The sequence below is a fragment of the Micromonospora maritima genome, assembly GCF_902825405.1.
Lineage (GTDB): Bacteria > Actinomycetota > Actinomycetes > Mycobacteriales > Micromonosporaceae > Micromonospora > Micromonospora maritima.
Genome location: NZ_CADEAU010000156.1, coordinates 1 through 11,048 on the forward strand (window position 1 = coordinate 1; position 11,048 = coordinate 11,048).

Sequence of the window (11,048 nt, forward strand, 5' to 3'; positions counted from 1 at the left end):
GACGGCTGGCGGGACATGCCGCTGACCGAGGCCGCCCAGACCGTCCAGGTCTCCGCCTACCCCGACCACTACGCCCAGTGGGAGCAGCAGGCCGCCGACATCGTCGCCGCCCACTGGAACAGCTGAGACCGACACGAAGGCCGGCACCCCCGAGCGGGGTGCCGGCCTTCGTCGTGTCCGGGCGCGGTCAGGTGGCGCTGATCGTGCCGGTGAGCAGCAGGCAGAGGACGAGAGTGCCGAGCGCCACCCGGTAGAGCACGAAGACGTACAGCGTGTGGTGGGCCACGTAGCGCAGCAGCCAGGCGATCGCCGCGTACCCGATGGCGAACGCGATGAGCGTCGCGACCACCATCTGCGCCACGCTCGGCGCGGCGGTGCCCGGCGCGGAGGGCTCGAACACGTCCGGCAGGCTGAACACGCCGGAGATCACCACGGCGGGGATGGCCAGCAGGAACGAGTACCGGGCCGCGGTCTCCCGGGTGAGGTTGAGGAACAGGCCGACGGTCAGGGTGCCGCCGGAGCGGGACACACCCGGGATGAGGGCCATGGCCTGACCCAGACCCATCGCCACACCGTCACGCATCCGGAAGTTCTCCAGCGTGCGGGTCTGCCGTCCCCAGTACTCGGCGAAGGCGAGCACCAGGGCGAAGAAGATCAACGTGAAGGAGATCAGGTAGAGGTTCCGACCGGCGGTGCGGATCTGGTCCTTGAAGAGCAGACCCAGGATGCCGATCGGGATGGTGCCGACGATGACGTACCAGCCCATCCGGTAGTCGAGGCTGGAGCGCACCGAGCGGTCGACCAGGCCGAGGCACCAGGTGCGGACGATCCGCCAGATGTCCTTGAAGAAGTAGATGAGCACGGCGGCCTCGGTGCCGAGCTGGGTCACCGCGGTGAACGACGCGCCCGCGTCCCGGCCGAAGAAGATCGCCGAGGTGATCCGCAGGTGCCCCGACGACGACACCGGCAGGAACTCGGTGAGCCCCTGGACGATGCCCAGGACGATGGCCTCGACCCAGGTCACTCGCCGACCCCGGACAGGTCGAGGGCCTCCGCGACGGTGCGCAGCGTCTGCACGCCGCTGTCCCGGTCGGCCACGAACAGCGTCACCGACAGCGTGGTGACGCCGGCGGCGGCGTACTCCCGCATCCGCTCGGCGATGCGCTCCTTCGGGCCGAGCAGCGAGGTGCGGTCGATGAACTCCATCGGCACCGCGGCGGCGGCGTCGCGCTGCCGTTTGGCCAGGTAGAGGTCCTGTACCTCGCGGGCGGCGTCGCCGTAGCCCATCCGGGTGGCGAGCTGGTTGTAGAAGTTCTGCTGCCGGCTGCCCATGCCGCCCACGTAGAGCGCGGCGTACCAGCGGACCAGCTCGGCGCAGGTGGCGATGTCGTCCCCGACGACCACCGGCACGGACGGGACCACGTCGAACCCGGCCAGCTCCTTGCCGGCCTTCGCCCGCCCGGCCCGGACCGAGGCGAGCTGCTCCTCGGCGAACTCCGGGGCGTAGAAGACGGCCAGCCAGCCGTCGGCGATCTCGCCGGCCAGCTCCAGGTTCTTCGGGCCGACCGCGGCCAGGTAGATCGGGATGTGCTCGCGCGGCGGGTGGAAGCCCAGCCGCAGCGCCTTGCCCGGCCCGTCGGGCAACGGCAGCGTGTAGTGCTCGCCGTCGTACGCGACCTCCTTGCGGGCGACCGCGAGCTTGACGATGTCGACGTACTCCCGGGTGCGGGCCAGCGGCTTGGCGAACCGGACACCGTGCCAGCCCTCGGAGACCTGCGGGCCGGAGACGCCCAGGCCGAGGCGGAACCGGCCGCCGGAGAGGGCGTCGATGGTCGCGGCGGTCATCGCGGTCATGGCCGGCGTGCGGGCCGGGATCTGCATGACCGCGGCACCGACGTCGATCCGCTCCGTCTGCCCCGCCATCCAGGCCAGCATGCTCGGCGAGTCGGAGCCGTAGGCCTCGGCGGCCCACACCACCGAGTAGCCGAGACGGTCCGCCTCCTGGGCGAGCGCCAGGTGGTCGGCCGGCGTGCTCCACGCCGTCTGGTATCCGAGGCTGAGCCCGAGTCGCACTGGTCCTCCCACCGTCCGCACCACAGGTCGCATCAGGTTACGCAATGAGGGTGGCACCCTTGACGACCGGCTCGCCCCGAACACGTCACACCGGTCCGAGGTCGCGCGGGAAGTTGACTGCGGCGAGGATATCCGTGACGCCGGCTTCGAAATAAGGTTCACGCATGCAACAGCGACCGCTCGGCCGAAGCGGGCTGGCGGTTTCGCGGCTCGCGCTCGGCACCATGACCTGGGGACGGGACACCGACGCCGACGACGCGGCGGCCCAGCTGAAGAGCTACCTCGACGCGGGCGGCAATCTCGTCGACACCGCCGACGTGTACGCCGACGGCGACGCCGAGTCGGTGATCGGCTCCCTGCTGGGCAGCCTGGTGGACCGCGACGAGCTGCTCATCGCCACCAAGGCCGGATTGCGGCCGGGCAGCGGCCGCCGCCGCGACGGGTCGCGCGGGCACCTGCTGCGCACGCTGGACGCCTCGCTGCGCCGCCTCGGCACCGACCACGTCGACCTGTGGCAGGTCCACGGGTACGACCCGGACACGCCGCTGGAGGAGACGCTGACCGCGCTGGACCACGCGGTGTCCAGCGGGAAGGCCCGGTACGTCGGCGTGTCGAACTTCTCCGGCTGGCAGACCGCCCGGGCCGCCGCCTGGCAGGCCGCCTGGCCGGGGCGCGCCCCGGTGGTCGCCGCCCAGGTCGAGTACTCGCTGCTGGAGCGCGGCGTGGAGCGCGAGGTGCTGCCGGCCTGCGCCGGGATGGGGCTGGGCGTGCTGCCCTGGTCGCCGCTGGGCCGGGGGGTGCTCACCGGCAAGTACCGCAACGGCCGCCCGGCGGACTCCCGCGCGGTGTCGCCGCACTTCGAGCGCTTCGTGGCCACCTACCTGGAGCCGCGCTGCTCCAGCATCGTCGAGGCGGTGGCCATCGCGGCCGGTGGCCTGGGCGTGTCGCCGTTGGAGGTGGCGCTGGCCTGGGTCCGGGACCGGCCGGGGGTGACCGCCCCGATCCTCGGCGCCCGCACCGTCGGGCAGTTGCTCGGCGCCCTCCAGGTGGAGCGGGTGACGCTGCCGGACGAGATCGTCACCGCGCTGGACGACGTCTCCGCCCTGCCGCTCGGCTATCCCGAGCGCGACGGCTGACCGGCGGCCGCCGCGAGGCGTGCGGCGGCCGCCGCGGGCCGGGGCGACCCGGGTCACCGCCAGGGGGTGGCGGAGGGCCCGCGAGCTGGGCAGCATAGGGGGCATGGACTACGAATACGCGCCGCTGCGGTTGCCGTCGAACGTCGATCGGCTGACCGCCGCGGCGCAGCTGGCGATCCAGGCGGAGTTCTCCGGCTGGGAGTTGGCCCGGGTGCGGCTCTACCGGGACGGCACGCGACAGGTGATCCTGCGGCGCCGCCGGGTGAACCAGCCGCAGCCGGGCCTGTCGTACTGACGGGGTTCGTCCCGGGGCCGCGTCGCGCGGTGCGGCCCCGGGACGGCCACGGCCTAGTGGGCGTGGTCGTGCTCCTCGTCGAACTCCAGGAACGGGTGCTCGTCGAGCCGGCCGACCAGCCGGTCGTCGGCGGCCGGCTGGAACGGGCCGACCGGGTCGTCGTCGTCGAACGACTCCAGGTCGACCGGGGTGCCGACCTCGCTGACCATGACCACGCCGTCGAGCGACTCCAGCTCCGGCACGTCGAGCGCGGACAGCGAGCCGTCGCCGCTCTGCAGCAGCTCCAGCACCGCCTCCCCGACGCCCTCGACCGGCGCCGGCTCGTCCTCCTCCGGGGTGCCCTCCCGGCGGGCCGCCTCGGCCGCCCGCAGCAGCGCGGCGACACTCGGCACCCGGTAGTCGCGGCGCTGCCGCACCGAGATGACCCGCGGGTGCGGGTCGGTGGGCTCGCCGCCCTCCACGGCGCCGAAGCGCTCGTCGGCCTCGTCCGGGTCGATCGACTCCACGTCCCAGGGCGTCACCTCGCCGAACGCGTCGAGCAGCTGCTCGTCGTAGGCGAACGAGGCGTTGTTCAACGCCACGTACGCCTGCCAGACGGCGTCGTCGTCGATCCGGCCCTGGGCGGCCCGGACGGCGGCCAGGTGGGCGCGCGCGGCGTCGATGACCCGCTCGAGGGCGGCGTCCAGCTCACCGTGCTGGTCGGTCATGTGAGGCAGTCCCTTCGCGATGGGGGCAGGTTCCGCGCCGGCGCGCCGCGGCGGGCGCGGTCAGCAGTTGCGGAGGAAGCGGTCGAGAACCCGCACGCCGAACTGTAGTCCGTCCAGCGGAACCCGCTCGTCGATGCCGTGGAACAGGCCGGAGAAATTGAGGTCGGCGGGCAGCCGCAGCGGCGCGAAGCCGAAGCAGCGGATGCCGAGCTGGGAGAACGCCTTGGCGTCGGTGCCGCCGGAGAGCATGTACGGCACCGGGTGGGCGCCCGGGTCCTCGGCGCGCAGCGCCTCCGACATCTGCGCCACCAGATCGCCGTCGAACGTGGTCTCCAGGGCGGGCTGGCGCTGGACGTACTCGATGGCGATGTCCGGCCCGACCAGCTCGCGCAGCTGCCGCTCCAGCTCCTCGCTCTGCCCGGGCAGGCTGCGGCAGTCGATGGTGGCGGTGGCCCGGCCGGGGATGACGTTGTCCTTGTAGCCGGCGGCGAGCCGGGTCGGGTTGGCGGTGTTGCGGATGGTGGCGCCGATGATGTTGGCGATCGGGCCGAGCTTGGCGATCGCCGTCTCCGGATCGTCCGGGTCGATCTCGATGCCGAGCACGTCGGAGACCTCGGCCAGGAACGCCCGTACGGTGTCGGTCATCACCACCGGGAAGCGGTGCCGGCCGATCCGGGCGACCGCCTCGGCGAGCGCGGTCACCGCGTTGTCGTCGTGCACCATCGAGCCGTGGCCGGGCCGTCCCCGGGCGTGCAGGCGCAGCCAGTCGATGCCCTTCTCGGCGGTCTCGATCAGGTAGAGGCGGCGCTGCTCGTCGACCGAGTAGGAGAAGCCGCCGACCTCGCCGATCGCCTCGGTGCAGCCGTCGAACAGGTCGCGGTGGCGCTGGGTGAGGAAGTGCGCGCCGTAGTCGCTGCCGGCCTCCTCGTCGGCGGTGAACGCGAGCACGACGTCGCGCCGGGGGCGTACGCCGGTGCGCTGCCAGTCGCGCACCACGGCCAGCACCATCGCGTCGAAGTCCTTCATGTCGATCGCGCCGCGGCCCCACAGGTAGCCGTCGCGAACCTCGCCGGAGAACGGGTGCACCGACCACTCGTCCGGGTCGGCGGGCACCACGTCGAGGTGGCCGTGCACCAGCAGCGCGTCGCGGCCGGGTTCGGTGCCGGCGATCCGGGCGACCAGGTTGGCCCGCCCGGGCGCGGACTCGTGGATCTCGGCGTCCACACCGACCTCGGCGAGCTTCTCCGCGACGTACTCCGCGGCGCGCCGCTCCCCCGCGCTGGTGTCGTTGTCCCCGGTGTTGGTGGTGTCGATGCGCAGCAGGTCGCGGCAGAGGTCCACGACCTCGTCGGTGGGCTCGGGTCGGGCGGAGGTCGTCATCGCTTCCTTATACCAGCCGGGCGGGGGCCGACGGCCGGCGCGGTGCGGACCGGTTTCGCGCCAGGCGCGTCCGGGTAACGCCGAACATCGATTCCCGCCGTCCCGAGGAGGGCACCATGACCGTCCCCCTGCCGCCGCTGCCGCCGGCCGCCGACGACGCGTACCGGCCGGGTGGGCGGAGCCTGGCCGACCTCGTGGACGCCGAGCACCGCGCCCTGCTCGGGCTGGCCGACCAGGTCACCGACCCGACGCTGGACGCGGCCGGCCGCCGCGGGGTGCTCGACGTGCTCACCGCCGCGGTGTCCCGGCACCTGTCCGCCGAGGAGCAGTACCTGTTCCCGGCGGCCCGCGCCGCGGTGCCGGAGAGCGAGGAACTGGTCGCCCGGGAGATCGAGGCCGACGCGGCCCTGCTCACCGCGTTGAAGGCACTGTCCGGTCCGGACGACCCGGCGGTGGCCGACGTCGCCGAGCGGGTGCGCCGGCACGTCAGCCGCGTCGCCGCCCTGGTCACGCCACTGCGGGAGGTGGCCAGCGACGCCGAGCTGATCCGGCTGGGCAACCGGTGGGAGATCGCCGAGGAGGCCGCGCCGACCCGGCCGCACCCGGGCACGCCGGCCACCCCGCCCTGGAACAAGATCGTCGAGCCGGCGGTGGGCGTGCTGGACAAGGTGCGCGACGCGGTGAGCGGTCGGCGTACCCGGCTGGCCGACCTGGAGCATCGCCGCGACGCCTGAGCCGATCGCCCCTTCCGCACACCGGTTCGTGGTCCTACCGTCACCCTATGAATCTGGAGCTGCGACACCTGCGCGTGGTATGCGCGATCGCGGAGACGGGAAGCGTCACCAAGGCCGCCTCCACGCTCGGCCTGGCCCAGCCGGCGCTGACCGCCCAGCTCCAGCGGATCGAGCGGGCGCTCGGCGGCCCGCTGTTCGAGCGGGACCGACGCGGCGCCCGGCCCACCGCGCTGGGCGAGCTGGTGCTGGACCGGGCGCGGGTGCTGCTGCCGGCGATGAAGGGCCTGCAGGACGAGGCGGCGCGGCTGGCCGGCGCGGGTGACCCGCTGCGCCGCTACCGGTTCGGTGGGGTGAACAGCCCGATCCTGGGCCGCCTGGTGCACCGGCTCGCCGCCGAGCGTCCGGACGTGCAGATCACCATGTACGCCTCGTGGTCGGTGGACGAACTCGCGCAGATGGTCGCCGGCGGCCGGCTCGACTTCGCGCTGACCGGCGTCTGCGGCGACGCGGTGCCGTCGGCGGTGTTCGGGTTGAGCTGGCGGGAGGTGGCCGTCGACCCGGTCTTCGTGCTGCTGCCGCAGACCCACCCGCTGGCCGGCCGGGGCGAGATCGACCTGGTCGACCTGCGCCGGGAGCAGTGGGTGGCCGCGCCGGGCGACGGCTGCTTCGGCGACTGCTTCGCCGCCGCCTGCTCCCGCGCCGGTTTCACCCCGCGCAAGGTCTACGAGGCGGACGTGCGGGCCGCCCTGGACCTGGTGGACGCGGGCGAGGCGGTGGCGCTGTGCCAGGCCACCTTCCGCCCGGTCGCCGGCCTGGTCACCCGCCGGCTGGCCGGTACGCCGCTGCGCTGGCGGCTGCTGTTCGGCTGGCACCCGGACGCGCCCGCCGCGGCGGTGGCGGAGCCGGTGCTGGAGAGCGCGGTGGCGGCGTACACCGACGCGCTGGCCCACCACCCGGACTATCTGACCTGGCTGCTGGCCCATCCGGACTTCGGGGTGCAGTCGACCGGGGCGGGCGGGGTGCGAACCGCCTGATCGCGGGTATCACCGCCGGCATGACTGATCTGTATCCGGCCGCCGACGAGCGGGAGCTGCTGCGCCAGGCGGCCACCGCGCACACCGCCGCCGCCGCCGACGTGGAGGCGTTCCTGCGCCGGCTGCCGGAGGTGCCCGACCCGGCCGACGTCACCGAGTACGCCAACCTGCTCAGCCGCGAGGAGCGGGCCCGCGCGGACCGGCAGGCCGCGGCGGACGCGGCCGGCCTGCTGCTGCCCAGCCTGGAGTCGGAGTAGACGCCGGTGCCCGGGCGGCCGTCCGCCCGGGCACCGCCGTTCCGCTCAGCGTTCGACGAGCACGTCGTGGCCCAGGTCGAGCAGCGCGTGCCGCCACTCGTCGTCGGCGTTGCCCCGGCGCGGCTTCTGCTCGCTGAGTTCCCGGATCCGGGTGATCGCGTCGCGCATCACCTCGATGTCCTCCGGGGTCAGGTCCACCTTGCGTTTGCGCAGCACGGCGAGGATCTGCCGGCCCGGTTCGGGCAGGTCCAGGTCCGGGTCCGGGCCGAACGCCTCCTCCCCCGACCCGCGGGTCAGCAGCCACTGCCGCAGCTGCTCGGAGGGAACGTTCACCTCGGCGTGGAAGTCGTCCCAGATCACCTCGACCTCGGGGTCGAGTCGCGCCTCGCGTACCATCACGCCTCCTCTCCCGGCGACGGCCCGGACACCTCCGGCTCGCCCTCGCCCTCCGGTCTCTGCTGTGTCAGGCCCTCCGGCGGCACCCTGACCCGGGACGGGTTGGCCGTCGGGGCCACCGTGATCGGTTCGCCGGCCGCGGGGTCCTCCCGGGTCTCCTCGGGTTCGGTCATGTCCGCCCTCCGATCCGTCGGCGACGGGCCGCGCCGGCCCGTCGGGGATGGGCCGTCCCCCCTCACCGGGGGTGGGACGTGGTGGCGGCCGTGTAGCCGCGCTCACCGGCGGACACCTCGAAGACGAGCTGGTCGTCCCGGGTGTCCACGGTGACCTTCTGCCCCGGTGAGATCTCGTTCTCCAGCAGCATCCGGGACAGCCGGTTGTCGACCTCGCGCTGGATCACCCGGCGCAGCGGGCGGGCGCCGAACTCCGGCTGGTAGCCGTGCTCGGCGAGCCAGTCGACGCCGGCGGTGGAGAACTCGACCTGGATGTCCTGGGCGTGCATCCGGCGGCGGGTCTCCTCCAGCAGCAGGCCGGTGATCTGGCGCAGCTGCTCGGCCTCCAGGCGCTGGAAGATGATGACCTCGTCGATCCGGTTGAGGAACTCCGGTCGGAAGTTCTCCTGCAACCGGCGCATCAGCCGTTCCCGCAGCTCGGTGGACTCCTGCTCGCCGGGCTCGCCGGTGGCGAAGCCGACGGTGCGCTGGGTGCCGGTGATCAGCTCCGACCCGAGGTTGCTCGTCATGATCAGGACGGTGTTCTTGAAGTTCACGGTCCGGCCCTGGCTGTCGGTGAGCCGGCCGTCGTCGAGCACCTGGAGCAGGATGTTGAACACATCAGGGTGCGCCTTCTCGATCTCGTCCAGCAGCACCACCGCGTACGGACGCCGGCGGACCGCCTCGGTGAGCTGGCCGGCCTCCTCGTAGCCGACGTATCCGGGCGGGGCGCCGACCAGCCGGCTGACCGTGTGCCGCTCCTGGAACTCGCTCATGTCCACCCGGACCATCCGGTCCGCCTCGCCGAACAGCGCCTCGGCGAGCGCCCGGGCCAGCTCGGTCTTGCCGACGCCGGTGGGGCCGAGGAACAGGAAGCTGCCCATCGGCCGCTCCGGGTCGGCCAGGCCGGTACGCGAGCGGCGCACCGCCTCGGCCACCGCGCTGACCGCGTCGTCCTGGCCGATCACCTTCTCGTGCAGGTGTCCCTCCAGGCGCAGCAGCCGGTCGCGTTCCTCCTCGGTGAGCTGGTTGACCGGGATGCCGGTGGCCCGGGAGACCACCTCGGCGATCTCCTTCGGCCCGACCTCGGGCACCTGGTTGGGGCCCTCGTCGCCGCGGGCGCGGCGGATCTGGTCCTCCAGCTCGGCGAGCCGGTCGCGCAGCGAGGAGGCCCGCTCGTACTGCTCGTCGGAGACCGCCTGCTCCTTGTCCCGGCGTACCTCGTCGAGCTGCTGTTCCAGCTCGCGCACGTCGGAGGCGGGGGTCCGGGTGCGCAGCCGGACCCGGGCGCCGGCCTGGTCGATCAGGTCGATCGCCTTGTCCGGCAGGAACCGGTCGGTGACGTACCGGTCGGACAGCTCCCCGGCGGCGACGAGCGCCTCGTCGGTGAACCGGACCTGGTGGTGGGCCTCGTAGCGGTCGCGCAGGCCGCGCAGGATGGCCACCGTGTCCTCGACGCTCGGCTCGGGTACGAGCACCGGCTGGAACCGCCGGGCCAGGGCGGCGTCCTTCTCGATGCTGCGCCGGTACTCGTCCAGCGTGGTCGCGCCGATCACCCGCAGCTCACCGCGGGCGAGCGCCGGCTTGAGCATGTTGGACGCGTCCATCCCGCCCTCGCTGCCGGCGCCGCCGGCCCCGACCAGGGTGTGGATCTCGTCCAGGAAGATGATCAGCTCGTCGCGGTGGGCGCGGATCTCGTCGATCACCTTCTTCAGGCGTTCCTCGAAGTCGCCCCGGTATCGGGTGCCGGCCACCAGGCCGGACAGGTCGAGCTGGATGACGCGCTTGCCGATCAGTGTCTGCGGCACGTCGCCGTCGCAGATCCGCTCGGCCAGCCCCTCCACGATCGCGGTCTTGCCGACCCCGGCCTCGCCGATGAGCACCGGGTTGTTCTTGGTCCGCCGGGACAGGATCTCCACCGCCTGCTCGATCTCGTCGGCGCGGCCGATCACCGGGTCGATCTGGTCCATCCGGGCCAGCTCGGTGAGGTCCTGCCCGTACTGGTCGAGGGTGGGGGTGCCCCGGTCGGGGCGGGGGCCGTTGGCCGCGCCGCGCTCGGCGCTGGCCGCCTGCAACGACTCGGGCTGGATCCGGCCGGCGGCGAGCATCCGGCCGGCCGGCGACTCGGGGTTCAACGGCAGGGCCATCAGGATGTGCTCGGGTCCGATGTAGTTCGCGCCCATGGCCCGGGAGAGCTGGTGGGCGTCCAGCAGCGCCCGCTTGGCCGCCGGGGTGAGCGACAGGTTGGGCGGCACCTCGCCCCGGGGCGCGCCGTCGCCGCGTCCACCCAGCGCGTTGACCAGGGCGTCCGGGTCGGCGCCGGCGCGGCGCACCAGGTCCCGCAGCGGCTCGCGCTGCAACGCCGCCCACAGCAGGTGGTCGGTGTCCAGGTCGTTGCTGTGCTTCTGGGCGGCCCGTCGGGCCGCGTCGGCCAGCATCTCCCGCGCGTCGGCGGTCATCAGTCGGGTGATGTCCACCCGGTGGGCCGGTCGGCGTCCCCCTTCGCCCCGGCCGAAGTAGCGGGCCAGGAACTCGTCCCACGGGTCGTTGCCGAAGTCACCGGGTCCCATCATCTTCGTCCTCCGCAGTCGGTCGGCACGGCCGGGACGCGACAGGGCGCGGCACGGTCGGCGGTGGCTACCCGGCGGTCGGCGCGACAAACGCGACCGGATGGCAGGGTGGGGTCATGGAGAGCAGACCGCTGCTGGTCGTCGACGGCGCGAACGTGGTGGGCTCACGGCCGGACGGCTGGTGGCGGGACCGGGCCGGGGCGGCGGTGCGGCTGCGCGACGCGCTGGCCCCGCTGGCCGGCGCCGGGGTGCCT

At 73.5% G+C, this 11,048-nt stretch carries 12 protein-coding genes; 5 read left to right on the top strand and 7 right to left on the bottom strand.

The genetic code is table 11. The features are described 5' to 3' along the window. Window positions 1–187: 187 nt before the first annotated feature. Both HUW36_RS15965 and HUW36_RS15970 read right to left on the bottom strand, forming a co-directional pair. Window positions 188–1,024 (bottom strand): undecaprenyl-diphosphate phosphatase, encoded by an 837-nt coding sequence (locus HUW36_RS15965; protein WP_091575266.1) that lies wholly within the window; start codon window positions 1,022–1,024, stop codon window positions 188–190. Beyond that, on the bottom strand, window positions 1,021–2,073 hold the full coding sequence (locus HUW36_RS15970; RefSeq protein WP_091265972.1) for an LLM class F420-dependent oxidoreductase: 1,053 nt from the start codon (window positions 2,071–2,073) through the stop codon (window positions 1,021–1,023). The genes HUW36_RS15965 and HUW36_RS15970 overlap by 4 nt, the downstream gene beginning before the upstream one ends. A 164-nt stretch (window positions 2,074–2,237) precedes the next feature. Between HUW36_RS15970 and HUW36_RS15975 the strand changes: the two genes are divergently transcribed. Further along, window positions 2,238–3,209: an aldo/keto reductase gene (locus HUW36_RS15975; protein WP_174528900.1), complete on the top strand. Its 972-nt coding sequence runs from the start codon at window positions 2,238–2,240 to the stop codon at window positions 3,207–3,209. 103 nt (window positions 3,210–3,312) lie between these two features. Beyond that, the gene (locus HUW36_RS15980) at window positions 3,313–3,504 is read left to right on the top strand and encodes a DUF5703 family protein (RefSeq protein WP_174528901.1); all 192 of its coding nucleotides are present in this window, start codon (window positions 3,313–3,315) and stop codon (window positions 3,502–3,504) included. Window positions 3,505–3,557: 53 nt separating this feature from the next. On the opposite strand, the gene HUW36_RS15985 is transcribed toward HUW36_RS15980, so the two are convergent. Together HUW36_RS15985 and HUW36_RS15990 are read right to left on the bottom strand one after the other, a co-directional pair. Continuing rightward, the gene (locus tag HUW36_RS15985) at window positions 3,558–4,211 is read right to left on the bottom strand and encodes a hypothetical protein (protein WP_174528902.1); all 654 of its coding nucleotides are present in this window, start codon (window positions 4,209–4,211) and stop codon (window positions 3,558–3,560) included. Between the two features lie 60 nt (window positions 4,212–4,271). Next, entirely contained in the window at window positions 4,272–5,591 is a 1,320-nt protein-coding gene (locus HUW36_RS15990) for a M20/M25/M40 family metallo-hydrolase (RefSeq protein ID WP_174528903.1), read from the bottom strand. Window positions 5,592–5,707: 116 nt separating this feature from the next. On the opposite strand from HUW36_RS15990, the gene HUW36_RS15995 reads away from it, so the two are divergent. The 3 genes from HUW36_RS15995 to HUW36_RS16005 are packed head-to-tail and all read left to right on the top strand — an operon-like array spanning window position 5,708 to window position 7,616. Then, window positions 5,708–6,325 (top strand): hemerythrin domain-containing protein, encoded by a 618-nt coding sequence (locus HUW36_RS15995; protein ID WP_174528904.1) that lies wholly within the window; start codon window positions 5,708–5,710, stop codon window positions 6,323–6,325. A gap of 47 nt (window positions 6,326–6,372) precedes the next feature. Further along, entirely contained in the window at window positions 6,373–7,359 is a 987-nt protein-coding gene (locus HUW36_RS16000; protein ID WP_174528905.1) for a LysR family transcriptional regulator, read from the top strand. A gap of 20 nt (window positions 7,360–7,379) precedes the next feature. Next, window positions 7,380–7,616 carry a hypothetical protein gene (locus HUW36_RS16005; RefSeq protein ID WP_091575286.1) on the top strand — a complete coding sequence of 79 codons (237 nt, stop codon included), beginning with the start codon at window positions 7,380–7,382 and terminating at the stop codon, window positions 7,614–7,616. 45 nt (window positions 7,617–7,661) lie between these two features. Here the strand turns inward: HUW36_RS16005 and HUW36_RS16010 are convergent, their stop codons facing one another. The 3 genes from HUW36_RS16010 to HUW36_RS16020 all read right to left on the bottom strand — a co-directional run bounded on the left by HUW36_RS16010 (window position 7,662) and on the right by HUW36_RS16020 (window position 10,797). Continuing rightward, entirely contained in the window at window positions 7,662–8,012 is a 351-nt protein-coding gene (locus HUW36_RS16010) for a DUF3140 domain-containing protein (protein WP_091575288.1), read from the bottom strand. Further along, window positions 8,012–8,185: a hypothetical protein gene (locus HUW36_RS16015; protein ID WP_174528906.1), complete on the bottom strand. Its 174-nt coding sequence runs from the start codon at window positions 8,183–8,185 to the stop codon at window positions 8,012–8,014. The genes HUW36_RS16010 and HUW36_RS16015 overlap by 1 nt, the downstream gene beginning before the upstream one ends. Before the next feature lie 62 nt (window positions 8,186–8,247). Next, the gene (locus HUW36_RS16020; RefSeq protein WP_174528907.1) at window positions 8,248–10,797 is read right to left on the bottom strand and encodes an ATP-dependent Clp protease ATP-binding subunit; all 2,550 of its coding nucleotides are present in this window, start codon (window positions 10,795–10,797) and stop codon (window positions 8,248–8,250) included. Window positions 10,798–11,048: the final 251 nt, after the last annotated feature.